Here is an 18,286-nt window from a genome sequence, read left to right on the forward strand (position 1 = left end):
ATAGTGATTCCCATTCCGGTAATCGCCCTGCTCGTGCGTCTAGAAAGGAAGGGGCGCCCTCGCCCCGGGCATTCCCGCCCCCCTCCTTTCGAAACCTGTGCGCCTCGCATGCGCCGCCCACTGAGCGACCGATCTTGAATACCGCATCTGCCCGACCTGCTTCGCGCGTTCCGCCGCGCGCCGTTCTCAGCGCGCTTGCCTTCTCGGTGTCGCTCACCTTCGGCATGGCGCCCGCCGCCCACGCCCAGGAGGCGCCAGTCAGCGTCAACATCCCGGCGCAGCCGCTGGGCGACGCGCTGTTGCAGCTGGGCTCGCAGACGTCTTTGCAGATTTTCTACTCCCAGGACGTGCTTGCCGGCCAAAACGCGCGTGCGATCTCCGGCAGCCTGTCGCCCGAAGAAGCCCTGCGCCAACTGCTGCAGGGCACCGGCATCCAGTACTCGCGCAATGGCAACAACGTGACCTTGTCGCGCGCCGAGCCCACGGGCGGCACGGTGCAACTGGAAGCCGTGACGGTCACCGCCGGCATTCTGGGCGAACTTGCCCCGCCCTACGCGGGCGGGCAGCTTGCCACGGGCGGCAGCCTGGGTCTGCTGGGTTCTGAAGACGTGATGGACTCGCCGTTCAGCACGGTCAACTACACCTCTGAATTGCTGTACGACCAACAGGCCCGCACCTTGGCGGACGTGGTCGTCAACGACGCCTCGGTCCGCACGCTGACGTCGGCCGGTGGTTTTGGTGAAGACTTCCAGATCCGCGGCTTTGCCGTGGGCAGCGGCGACGTCAGCGTCAACGGCCTGTATGGCCTGGTGTCGTCCAGCCGCGTGCCGGTGCAGATCCTGGAGCGGGTGGAAGTGCTGAAGGGCCCCGGCGCCTTCATGCGCGGCATTCCGCCCAACGGCAGCATCGGCGGCGCCATCAACGTGGTGACCAAGCGCGCCGACGACGAACCGCTGGCGCGCGCCACGCTGGGCTATGCCAGCAAGGCCAACTTCACCGGCCAGCTTGATCTGGGCCGCCGCTTTGGCGAAGACAATGCCTGGGGCCTGCGCTTCAATGGCGTCAAGCGCGGCGGTGAAGCCACGTTGAAGGACGGTAAGCAAGGCCTGGACATGGGCGCCTTGGGTATCGACTATCGCGGCGCGCGCCTGCGCTGGTCGGCCGACGCCATCCACCAGGAAGACGTGATCGAGAACTTCCGCTCGCAGATCGGCTGGCAGGCCAACGTGACGGAACTGCCCTCGCCGCCGGATGGCGACATCAACTTCTACCCCGGCACCCGCCTGTCGCAACGCGACAGCACCATCATGTCGCGCCTGGAATATGACTTCACCGACAACCTCACCGGCCACATCGCGGCGGGGTATCGCGACGGCAAGGTGCGGCAGATCTTCCCTGTTACCGTCAGCCCGTCCGGCGTGCGCCAGTCGGTGGACCAGGACGGCAACTTCAACGTCATGACGACGTATTACGACTCGTATTCGAAGACAAGCAGCGGCGACGCCGGCTTGACGGCCCGCTTCAGCACCGGCGGCATCAAGCACCGCCTGGCACTGGGCGCCACCTACCTGAAGCAAGAAGCGGGCAACGCCTATTCGACGGGGTCGGCCATTGTGGCTTCCAATATCTATGATCCGGTCGACATCCCCGACGGCCCTGCCGTGCGCCTCACCCCGCAAAAGGCGTCGGACACCACGCTGACCAGCTTCGCCATTGTCGACACGCTGTCTTTCATCGACGATCGCATTCTGCTGACGGCGGGCGTCCGCCACCAACGGGTTGAAGTCGATAGCTTCAACACCACCACGGGCGCGCGCACCAGCGGCTACCGTTCCAGCGCCAACTCGCCCGTCGGCGGCATCGTCGTCAAGCCGCTGCAAAACGTATCGGTCTACGCCAACCTGGCCCAAGGCCTGACGCGCGGCACGATCGTGGGCGACACCTACGAAAACCGGGGCGCCGTGCTGGCGCCGTACAAATCCAAGCAATACGAAGCCGGCGTCAAGGTGGATTGGGACGGCAACATCACCACCACGCTTGCGCTGTTCCAGATTGCGCGCCCGGCCGGCCAGGCCGACGACAACAACGTCTACGGCTACTTTGGTGAACAGCGCAACCGTGGCCTGGAACTGACGGGCTACGGCGAACTCGTTCCCGGCCTGCGCCTGATGGCAAGCGCGGCCTTCATCAACAGCGAACTCACCAAGACCCCGGGCGGCGTCAGCCAGGGCAACCGGCCCGCCGGCGTGCCGGCCAGCACCTATAACCTGGGCCTGGATTGGGACACGCCGTGGGTGCAGGGGCTAAGCCTGAACGGCCGCGCCATCCGCACGTCGTCCGTCTACCTCAACAACACCAATACGCTGCGCCTGCCGGGCTACACCCGCTTCGATCTCGGCGCCCGCTACGTCACCACGATCGCCGGCAAGGAGGTGGTCTTCCGCGCCAACGTCGAGAACGTCGCCGACAAAAAGTACTGGCTGGCTTCCGGATCGTTCGTGACGAACGCGGCGGGAAGGACGTATATGCTCTCGGCCTCGATCAACTATTGATCGGGTAGCCTCCAGTACTTTTCCAAGGAAGGGACCTGGTGGTCCATGTCTGAGGTAGCCAGCATCTGAGTACGCCACGACGCGCCCGCTAACCAACGGACCGGCACGAGCGTCCCGTCTACGGTAATCCGACGGCCGCGCACCAGGTGTCTTCAGCATGCTGATGCGGGGAAATGCTGCCGACCTACTCCAACGTTAATAACACGCTCTAAATATCGGCGACATCGCGCAGCCGTACCCCGGAGAAGTTGGCCGCACGCAATGCATCAAACATCGCGCGGTCGCAGATGGGAGGTGCTCCCATGCGATCCTGGCGGAAGATATGGGCATCTCCCACAACATCCTGTTTGAACACCAAGCTGGCTCCGCCGACGAGGCTATAAAGCTTCTCGTCCTCGCCGTTCTGATAATTGTGGTCGAACTTGATCCTCACGCGAGAAGAGGCTTCATCCAGAGCATCGAGTCTACGCAGCACATTGCCTAGGTAGTACTGAGGACCGGGGCTGCCGTCAGCAAGGCTGAAGTCGCATGCCACGAATGCAAACGCCTCGGCATCCATCCGCTGGAACAGCTGCTTCAAAGGCTCCGACACAATCCATATGCCGGCGAGCTCTTCCAGATCGCGTGGCATTCCGCCCCTCTCCGGTACATGAACCAGGTGGGGACGCTCCGGATACTGATTTGGCATTCCGTTAGGACGCGAGACGACATTCATTCCCGGGTCGATCAGCTTCTCTTCGTTGGCGATTTCTATGCCGGGGACCCTGCCGTTTTCCAAGAAGCTGGCGTCGATCAGGAAAAATTCGCCCTTATGAGGCGCGGCTTCGGCTGAAACTTCAATGGCGTTCGGTTCGGTCACGGCGGCTTCCATCTTGGATGCGGGGGCAGAACGGGAATGTTGATTGCAAGAAGGGTATTGTGCTGCTACCTCGCCGTTGGGTGGTCGAGCGCAGTTTCGGTTGGACAATCGCTTCAGGCGTTTGACGCGGGACTACGAACGCTTGCCGGAAGCGGACGGCTACCAAGGTCTGCAACCGGCCAAGAGCCGACAGTCCGCATGGCCGTCATGGCTGACAACTTGCAGGCAAACGGCGCCGGCGAGAGATCGGAGTTGAGAGATAACGGCATAAGCGTGCCCCATTCAGCCTGGGATAGCCGCCTAATTTCCAACCCGCTGTGGCGCTGTTCGGTCATGTTTCGAGAGATCCTAGTGCTAAATATTGAGGTTGTGCATGAATCGTGCAGCTGCGTGTTCGGCGCGTCATGCGGTCGAAAGTCGACTCCGAAAGCACTGATGGGCCGCTCCGAGTCGAAAGGCGTCTCTCATTGTGCTCCCCTTCGCGACTGAGAGAAGGCCGAGATAAACTCGCAATTCAAACGGAGGCACGAACATGAAGCCACGAGTTACCGTTATTACCCTAGGCGTTGAAGATCTTGACGTGTCGTTGAGCTTCTACCGGGATGGGTTAGGCCTTTCTACCGATGGCATTGTAGGCACGGAATTCGAGCACGGCGCCGTTGTGTTTTTAGATTTGCAGCCCGGCCTGCGTTTGGCGCTCTGGCCGCGGAGGAGCATTTCTCACGACACAGGATTGACGACAGTGCCGTTCAATCCGACCCAGATGACGCTTGGTCACAATGTCTCATCAAAAGTCGAAGTTGACACTGTCATGGCTCAGGCCGGTGCGGCAGGGGCAACGATCGTCAAGCCTCCGCACGAAACGTTCTGGGGTGGTTATTCGGGATACTTTCAGGACCCCGACGGACATCTCTGGGAAATTGTCTGGAATCCGCAGTGGTTAGAGTGAAAGCTGATCGGGCGCGACAACTGGACCGCTGGCCAAAGTCGCCGCCACCAAGAACGGGTTCGGGTCGCAAGCAGTCAGAACGATAGCGCCGACTCTGCCCCCAGGGGCACCGAGTAGAGGACCGTCAGTCACCGGCCAGGGTGCGGCGATCATGGGCATGGCTCAATGCGTGTTTGCGAAGCCCCCTTTCGGAATTAATCGGCATCGGTGGCCGGACAGGCCATCAGTCCAGCGGACTTCAAGGAAACCCTCAGCAGGCTTGTCGGGGGCGAAAGAGATGGCCGCGTCACTATGGGCGCGATGGCGGCAACGGTCGTTCCACGCCATGGAAAATTGGCCGTACAAGATCACCCCATCTTGCTGGCGGCCGGAATGATCGCTTGGGTGAGCGAACACAGGGCCTGTACCCATGGGCCAAATCCCTCGCCGAATTGAAATGTTATAACATCTCCTTATTCGATCGAGGCTACTGCATCCGGAGCTTCGATCAGCCCAACCTTCTGCGGGCGCCAGCGTGTTGCGCGCGCCTTGTATTTATTGACCTATTGAGGCCCTACCATGGCGCAAATTCCAGTCACCATCCTTACCGGTTTTCTCGGTAGCGGCAAAACGACGCTGCTCAATCGCATCCTGCAAGAGAATCACGGCCACCGCATTGCCGTCATCGAAAACGAGTTTGGCGAGGAAGGAATCGACAACGAACTGCTCGTGCAAGAAGCGGACGAGCAGATCATCGAAATGAACAACGGCTGCATTTGCTGCACCGTGCGCGGCGACCTGGTCCGTATCCTGGGGGACCTGGCTAGACGTCAGGCGGCTGGCGAGGCAGCTTTCGAACGCGTCATCATCGAAACCACTGGTTTGGCCGATCCCGCTCCGGTCGCGCAGACATTCTTCGTGGACGATGAGATCGCCGACGCCTACTTGCTCGACGCTATCGTCACGGTGATCGACGCCAAGCACGCCCCCCAGCAACTGGACGAGCATCACGAGGCCCAGGAACAGGTCGGCTTTGCTGACCGAATCCTGCTGTCCAAGACTGACCTCGTTGAACCCGAAGAAGCCCAAGAGCTAGAGCAGCGGCTGCGGCGCATGAACCCGCGGGCACCTATCTCGCGTGTCAACTTTGGCAAGACCGCGATTGCCGAAATTCTTGATATCCGGGGCTTCAACCTGAATGCCATCCTGGAGATCGAACCGACGTTTCTGACCGACACTGACCATGAGCACGATGACGACGTCGGCAGCTTCGTCTTCCATTCCAAGACGCCCTTCGATCCGGTATTGCTGGAAGACTTCTTCGGCGGCCTCATTCAGGTCTACGGCAATGATCTGCTGCGCTACAAGGGCGTGCTGTCGGTAAAGGGCACGAACCGGCGCGTGGTGCTGCAGGGTGTGCACATGATGATGGGCTCAGAGCCTGGGGCCCCTTGGAAGGCTGGCGAGGTACGTGAAAGCCGAATCGTCTTCATCGGCCGCCGACTCCCCCAAGACGTATTTGAGAGCGGTCTAACCAAGGCCTTGGCATCCTCTCGCTAAAGTCGGATGCGGCGTCCCCCACAGGCCGTGACAAACAACAAGCAACAGAACATCGCTATGCGAATTATCGGTATTGCTGCGCTGCTCGGCAGCAGCGTAGCTATGGCCCAACAAGATAGCTCTCCCGCGGCAACGCTTGCACCGGTAGAAGTACGCGGCTCGTATGCCGCACCGGGCAGCTCATTGGGACTGGATGCCCTGCAGCAGGTGGGTTCGAGATTGGGCCTGTCGCCGCTGGAAACGCCGGCCAGCGTCAGTGTCATGAGTAGTGAAGAAATGGCGGATCGCGGTCTCACACGCGCGCAGGACGCCGCAATCCGCATGCCCGGCGTCACGGAAGCTCCCTCTCCCGGGAACGGGGGAACGTCCTTGGTGGCCAGAGGCTTTGTTGGTCATAGCTCAGTTGCGCAGCTCGTAGACGGGACGCGTCAGGTAGTTGCCGCCGGTACGGTCACATATCCCTTCTCCAGCTGGCCGCTCGAATCGGTAGAAGTCCTGAGGGGGCCGGCGTCGGTGTTGTACGGAGACGGGGCGATCGGCGCCACGGTGAACTACGTCACCAAAAAGCCGATCTGGGATGAGATGCACCGCGAGGCATTCCTAGGCGTAGGCTCGTATGGCCTGGTGCAGGGCGGCGTCGGCCTACGCGGGCCGATCAACGATGTCGCGGCGTATTCGATTTACGTCGATGGCGAGCGCAGCGACGGCTACCGTGCGCTGGAGGACGTCAAGCGGCGTAACTATGCCTTGGGGCTTTCGATAAGGCCAACCTCACGATTGAAGGCGACCTTCTCGTTGGATGGCGGCGTCAATGACGACGCACACTACTTCGGGACTCCCCTGCGCGATGGCCGGTTTGACGACAGCCTCAAACGCGTCAATTACAACGTGTCCGACGCGGTCGTGCGTTACGACGACCGCCTTTGGCGCGCCAAGGTGGAGTATGAGCTCAGCCCCAACGTGCAGCTGCGCAATGAAACCTACTATCTGACGTCCGAACGCCATTGGCGCAATGCGGAGTCTTATGGATTCAACGCCACGGGTACGTCGATCGTTCGCGAGGACTATCTTGAAATCCTTCACGACCAGGAGCAAACGGGTAACCGATTCGACATGACACTCAACGGCAAGGTCGGCGGAATGCGTAATCGACTCGTCGTCGGCATTGACTGGTATCGCACCACCCTGCTGCATTCGAACAATTCTCCGTATGGCGGCAGCAGCAACGTCGATCCCTACGATTTCGACCGAGGAGAGTTCGACAGCCCCACCCCCACCACGGGCGGACGTCGCGCCACACTGCAGACCACCGCGCTTTTCCTTGAGAACGCGCTGGACCTGACCCCGGAATGGAAACTCGTGGGCGGCCTGCGTCACGAACACATGAGGCTCGACAACAACAACCTTCGAACGGGCGTTCGGCAAGGAAAATCCTATGACCCCACCACCGGCAGAGTCGGGATCGTCTGGGCTCCGAGCAAGACGCTGTCCTTCTACGGGCAGTATTCCACCGGCACGGATCCGCTGAGCGGCGCGCTCTCCCTACCGGGCGGCGCAACGGACCTGGACCTTACCCGGGGACACCAAATAGAAGCGGGCGTGAAAGGGCTCTTGCCATCGATACGCGGCCAATGGACCGCGGCGGTCTACCGCATTGAAAAGCGCAACCTGCTCTCTCGCGACCCGGATGACCCCACGATCACCCAACAGGTTGGCCGGCAATCCTCCACGGGCATCGAATTTGCCTTCGCGGCCGAGCCCGTTTCGGGTTGGACCGTCGACGCCAACATTGCCCTGCTTCGCGCGCGTTACGACGACTTCAGTGAGCTGGCTTCCGGCGCCTTGGTCTCGCGCAACGGCAATGTGCCCACCGGCGTACCCGAACGCATGGCCAATCTCTGGACGGCATGGCGGTTTGCACCACAGTGGAAGATCGGCACGGGCGTGCGCTATGTCGGCGAGCGGCCAACGAATGCCGCGAATTCCCGCTCGCTACCAAGCTACACGGTCGTGGATGCGTCGCTGACCTACGACTATTCGCCAGGCCTGAGTTTCATGCTGACGGTCAAGAATTTAACCGACCGCGCCTTTGCCGTATCGGGCTCGGACTCCACCTGGCTACTCGGCGCGCCACGGACCGTCCTGTTGACCACACGTGCCACGTTCTAGGCGGACATGGCTCAATCCAGGTTCAAAACTACTCTGATCTGGCTACACAAATGGCTTGGGGTAAAGCAGCGGGACGAGCCGGCCTGCAGATAGACGCTGCCCGACTGGGAATGCTCACCGGCACTCCCGTATGGCGCATCCTCGTCAGAACACCCGATGCGGCCGCCGGAGCAGAGCCCTGCAAAGGAAGATTCTCCTTGCTTTTGAATTCGACGCCCGATGACTGCCTCCTGTTGATTTTTCCTGCTTGCTAAAGGAGTTCTTATGAAAGTCCTCTCTTCACTGAAAGACGCCAAGACACGCCATCGCGATTGCCAAGTGGTGCGCCGCCGCGGCCGCATCTACGTCATTTGCAAATCGAATCCGCGCTTCAAGGCACGCCAGGGCAGCGCCAAGAACAGGAACGCCTAATGCATCACCTGAATGTCGCCGTCGTGGGAGCGGGGGCCTGCCGGCATCGGCATGGCGCTCGCCTTGCAGAAGGTGCCAGGCCTGAAGCTGGGCGTGCTGGAGGCCGGCCGCGTGGGAGAATCGTTTCGCCGCTGGCCTGCCCAGACTCGCTTTATGGCCTTCATTGCCAAGGGGTATGACCTGCCCATTGCTGGCAATTGCAAAGTTGAAGCGGTGGGCGCGGTGCCGGGCGGCGGCTTCATCCTGGACACGCCAAAGGGACAGCTTCAGGCCGGCTTCCTGATCTGGGCCACGGGCGAATTCCAGTTCCCCGAGCTGGCGCCCTTTCGCGGCGCGCAGTGGTGCGCCCACTACGCACAGGTGGCCGACTGGCAACGCATGAAGGCCAGCCGCTACACCGTCATCGGCGGCTATGAAAGCGGCGTGGACGCAGCCGTCAACCTGGTCAAGCGGGGGCGCAACGTGCGCCAGCTTGCCCGCAAATCCACCTGGGATCCGCATAGCCCTCACGACCCAGCCTGTCGCTCTCGCCCTATAGCCGGCAACGGCTCTACCAGGCGGTCGACACCGGCCGGCTCGACATCGTCTTCGGCGTGGACGTCATCGGCGTCACGCAAAACGAGGGCGGCGGATTTCGGATCCATGCCGGCGATGGCCGCTACTGGGACGACCAACAGGCCCCGATCCTGGGCACGGGGGTTTCTCAAGGGTGGCGGCGCGCAGCAAATTGCCGAGCTTTGGGACTGGGACCACGACGGCCGCGTCATGCTGACCGAGGCTGACGAATCCACCCTCACGCCCGGCCTGTTCCTGGTTATCTGGTAAAAACTGAGCCAGGTATTGGAATAAGAATGCCTCTGAATGCTCCAGCGACAAGATCACAAGACCAGAGATGTGCATTAGCTCGGTTAAGCTGATTTGACGTGTCACGAGGGAGATGTGTTGTGCTGTACGCCAGACATCATCGACATACAACTTGAGAAGATAGGATCATGACCCAGCCGCATTCAACACGCCCACCCGCTTACGCACTGAAGACACGGTATACACCTGCGATGAAGCTTCTCTTTACGTTGGGCCTTGCAACGCTATGGACTGGCGCCCAAGCCGCTAGTTTTGATTGCAACAAGGCCGTCGGCACTACCGAAAGGTTGATCTGCAGCGATGCCGAGACATCCGCGCTGGATGGAAAATTGCAAGGCGTCTATGAAACAGCACTGGCCGCAACCGATGCCTATGGCAAGAAAAAGTTGGGTAAAGAACAGCGCAACTGGATTAAATACGCTCGTGACATTTGTCAAGACAGCGCCTGCCTGCAGCAGGCATACACAACCCGCATCGCCATGCTGGCGCGTAATGAGGAACATATTGCCGATGGCGAGGTGTACTCAGACTGCAAGCTGCCGGGCAACAAAACCGTTAGTGGCGAATGCGTTAATGTTGTGCCGATTCGTGATCCCAACTCCCGTGTTGAATCGTTCAACCAATCGTTGGCGCAGCAGAAGCAAAACGGCCGAATCATCGGTTGTAGCCGGCTGATTGATCTACCAGTTGGCGTCGCTGGGAGTAATCACAGTTTTGGCGGCTCCTGCGTATTGCAGGAAGGTACGCAGCGCAAGAACGTGAGGGTCTGCAACGACGATATGTTCGGACATTTCCAAGTAGAGCCGTCCACGCCACAGGATGCCTCAGACAAGCGCTTGGTCGACTTTACTTACGCGCAATGCTATGGCGGTTGATGGTAAGCGCCCGGGCAGCGGCCCGTGGGCCGCTGCCTGAAGTGCCGGCCGAGGCTTGAGAAAACACCGGCTTGGGGCCGTTGTCAGCCGGTTCGCGATCACCTCTGGACGGCAGTGAGCAAATAAGGGGATGGCAATCGACTGCTCGCGGCCACAAACAGACGTTCAATTTCGTGGCAAACTTTTATAATAAATACCTCGCATAGGAAACATCGACATTGTCGCGCGCCCTTCAATATCTCTCGTCGCCGGCCTTACGTTGGGCATTGCCGACGCTGGTCCTTCTGGCCACCGCCGGGTGCGGGTCTAATTACGCCGATAGCTCGGCCAAAGCACCGCTGCGCAAGCTTAACCCCGCTCCGACGCAGGCCTATGAGATACGGCTCACACTTGTTAATGCGTCCGGTCTCTCCAGCGCAGACGACGGCAAATCGCCGTTTACGGTAGTCGAGGGCACTGTGCAGTTCGACGCCAGCAACGGCGCCCGCTGTGGGAAATCCAACGCCCTGTCCGGCCACGTGCCGACATTGGCCAGCCACGAACCGTTCCGACTTTCCCGTATATCCGCCACCGAGTACGTGGGCACCGTGTATGCCGACATGCTGCTCGACGAGGACTATTACGGGCGGGGGGTATGCCATTGGGCATTGACAGAGGCCCGCGTTGCTTTGCAGGCGCGGGCGGACATCGCCGATACGCGATTCGTAGCCGGGCTGCCTGCGAAAGAAGTGCTCGCGGGCGGTACACAGGCGCGCTATTTCTGGAAAGGGTATTACCCTCGATTCGAGAACGGGCAACATTCTGATTATGGCAGCAGCCAGTTGAATGCCGTGCCGGCCGATAAGCTTAACGAGTTTTTCACCGTGACACTGAAGGCCAGGAAGATCGCTGGCGACGTTCAACGCTAGTGAATGCAGGACGGAGGGAACGGGTGCCGGTTTTCGGGGCGGCTCGGGCACTGGCTCCCCCCGCTTTCAGCGATTAGACCTTGCCCGCATCGCGGGCCCCAGCCTGTGCTTTTCGATGGCCCCGAGCTGCAAGGCGCCAGGATTTCTAATACATTGACGCCCTAAATAAATAAATGCGAAAGCTTCGCGGCCAGATTTGCGTCGGGAAATCTGGAGGCACTTGGCAAGTTTTTCGATGGCGTGCCCGTCAAAGAGCACCCATCTCAACGATGGAACCTTGGGATAACGGTCAAAATGAAGAAATTAGCACTGCTTGTCGTCTTGTCATCACTACTGGGGGGATGCACCTCTGGACAGATGAACATGCTGATGGGCACTCGGAACAAAACCTACAACGACGTCAATGCACCTTGGGTCGGCAGCACGGAAGAGCAATTGATCTCCAAGTGGGGACCGCCCAAAAAGAGCTATACGCTTGAAAGCGGCGCAAAAATCATTTCGTACGAAGAGATCTGGGGCCCACTCTCCGCATACCACGTATGCATAGAGAAATTCATGATCGAAAAGGGTGTCGTGACCAAATGGGGGATTTCGGATTGCCCAAAACGCATTTCGGGCGCGCTACCGAAAGACACCCCTATTCCACAACCGACCCTGTAGGGCGAGCGTCCTCAAACTATTCGGAACGCAGCTAGAAGCCGGGTTCCTGACAGACACATAACTGTCGAACGGCCGCTTCGGGTGGGATGCGGTCATTATCGAGGGGCCCGGCCATGAACGGGCACTCCCCAAGGTCTGCGTGGAAGTGAGGAAGGCCAGAGGCCGGTTGCGCCTGCGGATGGCGTCCGCAGAGCCACGGGTTCGGACAGGGTTCAACTGCTGAACCAAACCGAATGTGCCGCTCGCTTGTCGCGCGGCACAGTTCGGCCGCCATGATCACGTGCTAGGACTGTCCGTAAGATTTAATGTACGGCATGACAGATCCCATAGAACAATCCAAGGCACTTGCCAACGAGTCTCGCGTGGCGATTCTCGACTGGTTGCGGACGCCGCACGAGCACTTCTCCCATCAGGTCACGGGCGATCCACGCGAGATCGGGGTCTGCGTCACGTTACTGACCGAGAAGCTGGGCATGGCGCAGCCCACTGTCAGCCGCCATCTGGAGTTGCTCCGCCGGGCGGAGTTCGTGACGGTCCATCGCATCGGCCGGTGGGCCTTTTTCAAACGCAACGAGGCGGCCATTGCCGCTTACAAGGAGTGGCTCCGTGAACCTCTCTGAGGCGGCCGATGCAAAGCTACTACCTGGATTCAAACGACAGTTCGTCTAGATCGATAGCAACAAATCCTGGCACTTGTCGGCGGGTCCGGCCCAGGCCTTTTGATGTTGCACGGCGATCCACAGACTCATCTCTGCTGGCACGATATCGCACCGAGTCTGACCGACGGCTTCACGGTCGTGCTGACCGACATTCGGGGTCGGGGCGAGAGCCACAAGCCATAAGCAGGACAGTCGCCCAACCCATTCGCGAAGTGCACCATGGCCGCTGAACAGATCGCTGTCATGCGTGAATTGGGTTTCGAGCGGTTTTCGCTGGTCGGCCACGACCGCGGAGTTTTGATGAGCAGTCGAATGTCCACTGCCTGTACCGGTTTGCATAGCTGGCCAACCACCTTGATGGACAGCAGCTTCGCCAACAGGTGAACGGTGCCAACCAACTGCTTTGGCGACGCACTGATCAACGCCAGTTGCGGAGGGTTTTCCAGCTCGGCTATGCGCTGTATCAACTGGACCCCGTCCCCGCCCGGCATGCGAAGATCCGTCATCACCAGCTCAAACTCCGCCGCGCGGATCCTCGCCAGCGCCTCGGCTCCATTGACGGCGGTTTCCACGTGCGTAACCCCTTCCCGTCGCATCAGCCCGGAAATGTACTCGCTCTGCAGCCGCTGGTAAGGGGCATTCTGTCGCCCTTCAGGTCGCCTTCGCGCACCAGCAGGTAGACCTGCGGGACCAGCACGGTCTCGGTGGTGCCGTCGGGCAGCGTGACGGTCTGTTCGACCAGCCAGACCAGGTCGGTGGTCAGTTGGCGTTGCTGCGCTTCGGTCAGCGCCGCACTAGCTTGATGCCGTGGTCCACGGGCGAATTGCACGCCGTTGGCAAGGAGTTACTTGGCCAGCCCCTAACTCGCAAACTGCTGCCCGCGTTTCGAATTCACATCAGATCTAGAACGCCCACGGATGGTGCAATGGCGAATCCACGTCTTCGCGGCCAGCTCATCAAGCGCCAGCCTCTACGTGCTGCGTCATTTGCCGTACGAATCTCGTGGCTCGGCAAAGCGCAGTTCCCCAAACTTCTCGCACTGATATGGGTACTTCTCAGTGCATCGCTGCAGCATGGTTCGCGCGAGCTTATTCGCCATGCTAGCCGCAATTTTCTGCCCTTCTGCTGTAGGACCGCGATTCGAGAAATCGCGCAGAGATATCCGATACGTTTCTTCGGCCATGGCTCGATATTCTCCAGATACGGCGTCATACAGACGAATGATGACGCCCACGCTGGGAGGATATTGCTGATAGCCTTCGAAGCCATTGGCCCTACCGACAACCACAACGTACCTGGCTCCGATAGTCGCTGCGTCCTCTTGCATCGTTGGAGGCCTGGCTGTGTGGGCATCCACAGGGCGGGCTTTAACCGTTGCTTTGACGTCCGCAGCGTCCATAGCGTCGGGGAGCTCGCTATTCAACGCCTTGCATACCGCTTCGGCGGCATACGCGGCAGGATACGCTGTTCTCGCACCCAAAACCCCAACGCCGTCTATTTTCTCTTTGAAATCACAATCGGAGGTAATTATCAGCACCGGACTGATTTTCTCCTGCGGCCCAGGATTCGACGTTAACGCCTTGGGTGGCGAACCCATGATGAACGAGCAACCGGAAGATGCCAACAACAAGGCTATCGCGGAAATTTTGCGTGATCGCATAAATTATTACTCTGCAATTTTTTAAAACCCCCGCAGATTTACGTAAAAACGGGCCAAGCATACTAACGCGCCCGCCCCTATTTAAACCTCTCATTACTAGAGCTCGCCCCCCGATCATCGGCCTTGGATTGCCTTTCGGAAAATGGCTTTATCCCTACGGCCGACGCCTTAGAAGCATACATGCCAATTGCGCCAACAACCATACCGACGAGGGCTAAGAAATATATATCAAACCTCAAGCCAGCAGCACATAGCGCTATGCCAGCAAGAGAAAATAGTATACGGACCGGACGGATAAAATTTCCATTTTTAATAAACATAGCAAAACCCTATTTACTTATCACATTCGTAACAACACCATGCTCTTTAACCAACTTACCAATTTCATTAAACAATGGACTAAGAGCCGGGAATCTGTCCGATGCAATACTGGTAGACATATCCGCTATCGAATCTCCTGACGATTTTCTCCAATTTGGCCGCACCATCTGCTCAAATAGGCTGGTTAGGCCGCCAATCGCAGTTGCTCCTCCGGCTACGACAGGATTTCCCGCCATCGTTGCCCAAGCGGCGATATCGCCAGAAATCGTAGATATCAGGGCAGCGGTTGCGGCCACCTTATTCGCTCGTTGAAAATGACCTAATGATGTCATATTAGGCAGCATCCAGGCTGCACACTCCGCAGTCACGCAATTTCGACCCAACTGATCACTACGCGGCACATAGCTAGTTAGAGGAGATGTATCACGTAATTGTGGCGTGGGTAAATAATTAATGACATTTGGAACTTCATTGTTATTTGTCAATCCCAAAATCAATCCCTGAATGAAGAAATCTGGCTTCGTCGTATTCTGCACATAAACAACCGACCCCTGCTCGTTAGACCAAACGGCGCCAGAGTCAGTCTGCACTACCTGCCCGATCTGAATATCGGGCACACCTGGAATTATCCTCCCGCCGATCACGACGCTCATTTGCCGCATCTGGTCTTCAATATAATCGAGAGACACATCCCCTCCCCGGGCTCGGACTTGCGCCGCGATTTTTCTAGCTAGCTCTCTTTCGTCCGGATGTAACTGCCGGTTGTACATCTCCGCAACAGCCGCCCCTCCCGCCCCGTTGAGTCCACCAACAGCACCTCCGGCGGCACTCGCAATGACGTTCAAGATGACCTTTGTGACTTGATCACGCGTCTCGCCCGATAAGCCCGCGACCGCGAATTCGATCTGGTCTCGCACCAAGTTGGTTGCCACGTCGCCTGCTATGGTTCCTGCCATTGCCCCAACAACGTTCCCTCCCCCTAACGCCGCGCCGATACCCGCAACTGCGGCATGTAGCGCAATCGCCCCTGCCTTGCCCTCTCCCCAGAGGTCAGGGTCATCCTTCTTCAGATCCTTCAGCACATCCCCCGCAATCTGCATCCCCAGCTGACCAAACGCCTGTTGGAACTCCAGTTGCTCGCGGACCTTATCCTTGTCGAAGATCTGCCCGATGCTGCCATTCGCGCCTGCGGTGTCGCGGCTTAGGCCCGCCGTGCTGTCGCGGCCGGTTTCCTTGTCCGAGCGCACCTCAATCGTGCCCGGCGCAATCGCCGCGTAGGTCGTGCCCGAATCGCTGCCGCTGGTGTGACCAAAGCTCAAACCCGATGGACCGATCGCATTTGCGCCGCCCTTGTTGGCGACGTCGAATGCCCCCGACATGCCGAGGTTCAGACCGACGGTCGTGGACTTGTAGGCGGCCTTGTTCTGCAAATCGGTAAAGCCGAACGTCTCCGTCGACAGCTTGTTCTTCGCCGCTTCCGCGTCGCTGGCGATCACCGCCCCATCTAGTTGCGTGTGCTTGTCGACGTAGATGTCAAAGCCGCCGGTCCCTGCATATAGGCCCGATTGCTCGATGACGCTGTCGTAGTTGGACTTGGTCTTGCCCGTGCTGGCACCGATATAAGCATTGCCGGTCATGGAACCAAAACTGAAACTACCCCCTGCATTCACCTGGCTTTGCTTGGCGTTGTAGCGGTCCGTGTCCTGCTGGCTGGCGATGGTCAGGTTACGGCCGATGTCGGCACGGATGCTGTCGGCGCGCGCCTGCGCGCCCATCATCACGGTGTCCCGGCCCGAGATCAGCGTCAGGTTGTCGCGGGCGCTGACCTGCGTTTCCTGGTACGTCGTGCCATTGCCGTTGGCATTGCCTTTGCCCGCGTAACCGCTGGCGAAGACATTGATGCCGCCTCCGCTGCCGCTATCGGACACGCCAATGCCCACACCGACCTTCCAGCCGCTATTTTTGTTGGTCGAGGTTTCTGTTGAGGTTTGTGCCTGGCTCAAAAGATAGAGATCATTCGTCGCTGCCAGCAGGACGTTCTTGCCAGTGACGTCGCGTCCGACAATCGACAGGTTGCCGGACCCGGCGCCCCCCTTCTCGCCCAGCGCCACAATGGATACGTTCCCCCCCGCCATGATGGACGACCCAAACGCGGTTTCTTGCGTGCGCTTAGTCTCGCTGACGGATTTGCTGGAACTCAGGCTGATCTGAATTTGGGCGCTTGCGGCTTCCTTTTGTGCCTCAGTTGCCTGCGAACCCTTTGCCGCGTCCATCATGCGGTCGGCCTGCACGGCCTGATACGCGGCCTGCCCGACCTTGACCGCCGCCAAACGGCCGCTCTTGGCTTCACCGGCTTGCTTGAGCGTGCCGTGCATCTGTTGCGCCGCGCCCAGCACGCCTCCGGCTATACCAATCGTGAGACCGGATTGCTTCACCTCGTGATACTCATGCTGACGGGCTTCGCCCACGCCAGCAACAATGGCGACGTTGCGGCCTGCGATCGAGATATCGCCATCCTGCGCCAGCACCTCGCTGGCGAACACGCCGACATCGCGGCCCGCGTCGATGATCACGTTGCCACCGACGCTGCCCACGGTGCTACTGGAATAGCCGCCGCTCTCGCCCTTCATCCAATCGGTTCGCGCTTGCTTGCTGTAGCCGATGTTGAAGCCACCGCCGCCGCCAAGTCCCGATTTCGTGACTTTCTCGTATTGATAGTCTTTGTACGACTCCGCCGCAGCCTCAATGGTGACGTCTCGGTTGGCCGCGAGCATGACGTCATGGTCACCGACCACGTTGGAACCCTGCACGGTCAAGTCTCGCCCGGCCATGAGCGCAACGGTGTCGCCCATGAAGTTAGAGCCCTGGGCCACGGTCCAATCACTGGCCGTCTTGGTATGCGTGGTCTTCGACGACAGGAAGCCTTTGGTCTTGTAATGCGTTTCGTCGTAGGCCGAGCCGCTCTGCACTCCGGCGATCAAGTTGATGTCGCGGCCCGCGCCAACGGCCAGTTGCTCGCCGGCCGTGACGTCAGCCGCGCGCGCATTCACATCCTGCCCTGCGATCAGCGTGACGTTGCCATCAGCGGCAATGCTTGAACCGATTTCCTTGCCGGTGGCGAGGTCATGCCGATTCTTCTTGTTGCGCACGAGCGACTCGCCGTGGCTCTCCTCCAGCGTGGCCAGATTGATGTCCCGGCCCGCTTGCAGGCGCACGTCGTCCTTGGCGGCAACTTGCGCCGCCGTCAAGGTGACGTCGCGTCCCGCCTGCATGCTGAGGTCCCCGGCGTCCACGCGCGACACACCCGAGATGTACGAGCCCCAGGTCGCGCCGTTGTTCTCGGACGCCGACGTTGACGTCAGCGCAATATCGCGGCCCGCCGACAGCGCGACGTTGTCGCCCTTGATCAGCGACACCAGGTTGGTCAGGTCTTCGCGCGCGGCAAGATTGACAACGGCGCCCTGGATCAGGCCGCCGGCCTGGTTGACGATGTTGGCGGCCGTCATGACGGTGGCGTCGCGCGCGCCGATGGTGCCGCTGTTGTTGATGCCGCCGTCGGCCGCAAGCTTGACGTCGCGGCCGGCCATCAGGGTGCCGTCGCCCTTCAGGTCGCCTTCGCGCACGAGCAGGTAGACCTGCGGGACCAGCACGGTCTCTGTCGTGCCGTCGGGCAGCGTGACGGTCTGTTCGACCAGCCAGACCAGGTCGGTGGTCAGTTGGCGTTGCTGCGCTTCGGTCAGCGCCACGCCAAGTTTGACGCCGTTGTCCTGGGCGAATTGCGCACCGTTGGCAAGCAGCTGTTTGTACTGGCTGTCGTTGTTGCCGAAGCCTTCCAGGAAGCGCTGGCCGGTGGTGGCCAG

The 18,286-nt window shown here is 59.8% G+C and carries 15 protein-coding genes and 2 pseudogenes; 12 read left to right on the forward strand and 5 right to left on the reverse strand.

Translation table 11 applies throughout. The annotated features are described in order from the left end of the window. Window positions 1-134 precede the first annotated feature (134 nt). Complete coding sequence (locus ACI0FO_RS17710; RefSeq protein WP_310031527.1) at window positions 135-2,552, forward strand: TonB-dependent receptor; 2,418 nt, start codon at window positions 135-137, stop codon at window positions 2,550-2,552. 208 nt (window positions 2,553-2,760) lie between these two features. Here the strand turns inward: ACI0FO_RS17710 and ACI0FO_RS17715 are convergent, their stop codons facing one another. Further along, window positions 2,761-3,423, reverse strand: a complete 663-nt coding sequence (locus ACI0FO_RS17715; RefSeq protein ID WP_416028657.1) for an imm11 family protein — start codon at window positions 3,421-3,423, stop codon at window positions 2,761-2,763. 29 nt (window positions 3,424-3,452) lie between these two features. Between ACI0FO_RS17715 and ACI0FO_RS17720 the strand changes: the two are divergent. From ACI0FO_RS17720 to ACI0FO_RS17770, 11 genes and pseudogenes are all read left to right on the forward strand, one after another. Further along, a pseudogene (locus ACI0FO_RS17720) lies at window positions 3,453-3,667 on the forward strand (transposase); the annotation flags it as partial. Between the two features lie 276 nt (window positions 3,668-3,943). Beyond that, on the forward strand, window positions 3,944-4,360 hold the full coding sequence (locus ACI0FO_RS17725; protein WP_313462776.1) for a VOC family protein: 417 nt from the start codon (window positions 3,944-3,946) through the stop codon (window positions 4,358-4,360). A 558-nt stretch (window positions 4,361-4,918) separates the two neighbouring features. Continuing rightward, a complete protein-coding gene (locus tag ACI0FO_RS17730; protein ID WP_416028659.1) occupies window positions 4,919-5,899 on the forward strand; it encodes a CobW family GTP-binding protein in 981 nt (326 codons plus the stop codon). Between the two features lie 27 nt (window positions 5,900-5,926). Continuing rightward, window positions 5,927-8,068 carry a TonB-dependent receptor gene (locus ACI0FO_RS17735; RefSeq protein WP_416028661.1) on the forward strand — a complete coding sequence of 714 codons (2,142 nt, stop codon included), beginning with the start codon at window positions 5,927-5,929 and terminating at the stop codon, window positions 8,066-8,068. A gap of 264 nt (window positions 8,069-8,332) precedes the next feature. After that, the gene (gene ykgO, locus ACI0FO_RS17740; RefSeq protein WP_416028663.1) at window positions 8,333-8,479 is read left to right on the forward strand and encodes a type B 50S ribosomal protein L36; all 147 of its coding nucleotides are present in this window, start codon (window positions 8,333-8,335) and stop codon (window positions 8,477-8,479) included. 51 nt (window positions 8,480-8,530) lie between these two features. Beyond that, on the forward strand, window positions 8,531-9,304 hold the full coding sequence (locus tag ACI0FO_RS17745) for an NAD(P)-binding domain-containing protein (protein ID WP_416028665.1): 774 nt from the start codon (window positions 8,531-8,533) through the stop codon (window positions 9,302-9,304). Window positions 9,305-9,471: 167 nt separating this feature from the next. Then, the gene (locus ACI0FO_RS17750) at window positions 9,472-10,218 is read left to right on the forward strand and encodes a lysozyme inhibitor LprI family protein (protein WP_416028667.1); all 747 of its coding nucleotides are present in this window, start codon (window positions 9,472-9,474) and stop codon (window positions 10,216-10,218) included. Between the two features lie 218 nt (window positions 10,219-10,436). Continuing rightward, window positions 10,437-11,126, forward strand: coding sequence for a hypothetical protein (locus ACI0FO_RS17755; RefSeq protein ID WP_416028669.1), 690 nt, complete (start codon window positions 10,437-10,439; stop codon window positions 11,124-11,126). Between the two features lie 294 nt (window positions 11,127-11,420). Beyond that, a complete protein-coding gene (locus ACI0FO_RS17760) occupies window positions 11,421-11,786 on the forward strand; it encodes a hypothetical protein (protein ID WP_416028670.1) in 366 nt (121 codons plus the stop codon). 314 nt (window positions 11,787-12,100) lie between these two features. After that, window positions 12,101-12,406: an ArsR/SmtB family transcription factor gene (locus ACI0FO_RS17765; protein WP_416028672.1), complete on the forward strand. Its 306-nt coding sequence runs from the start codon at window positions 12,101-12,103 to the stop codon at window positions 12,404-12,406. A 102-nt stretch (window positions 12,407-12,508) separates the two neighbouring features. Continuing rightward, on the forward strand, window positions 12,509-12,628 hold the full coding sequence (locus ACI0FO_RS17770) for an alpha/beta fold hydrolase (RefSeq protein WP_416028674.1): 120 nt from the start codon (window positions 12,509-12,511) through the stop codon (window positions 12,626-12,628). Between the two features lie 179 nt (window positions 12,629-12,807). Here ACI0FO_RS17770 and ACI0FO_RS17775 read toward each other — a convergent pair. The 4 genes and pseudogenes from ACI0FO_RS17775 to ACI0FO_RS17790 all read right to left on the reverse strand — a co-directional run. Then, a pseudogene (locus ACI0FO_RS17775) lies at window positions 12,808-13,041 on the reverse strand (response regulator transcription factor); the annotation flags it as partial. After that, complete coding sequence (locus ACI0FO_RS17780) at window positions 13,041-13,274, reverse strand: hypothetical protein (protein ID WP_416028676.1); 234 nt, start codon at window positions 13,272-13,274, stop codon at window positions 13,041-13,043. The gene ACI0FO_RS17780 and the pseudogene ACI0FO_RS17775, both read right to left, overlap by 1 nt. 153 nt (window positions 13,275-13,427) lie before the next feature. Then, window positions 13,428-14,105 carry a hypothetical protein gene (locus ACI0FO_RS17785; RefSeq protein ID WP_416028677.1) on the reverse strand — a complete coding sequence of 226 codons (678 nt, stop codon included), beginning with the start codon at window positions 14,103-14,105 and terminating at the stop codon, window positions 13,428-13,430. A 329-nt stretch (window positions 14,106-14,434) separates the two neighbouring features. Next, window positions 14,435-18,286 (reverse strand): hemagglutinin repeat-containing protein (locus ACI0FO_RS17790; RefSeq protein WP_416028679.1); only part of this gene is annotated, 3,852 nt, incomplete at its 5' end.

Origin of the sequence: Achromobacter marplatensis (assembly GCF_049060505.1) — a bacterium.
Lineage (GTDB): Bacteria > Pseudomonadota > Gammaproteobacteria > Burkholderiales > Burkholderiaceae_B > Achromobacter > Achromobacter marplatensis_A.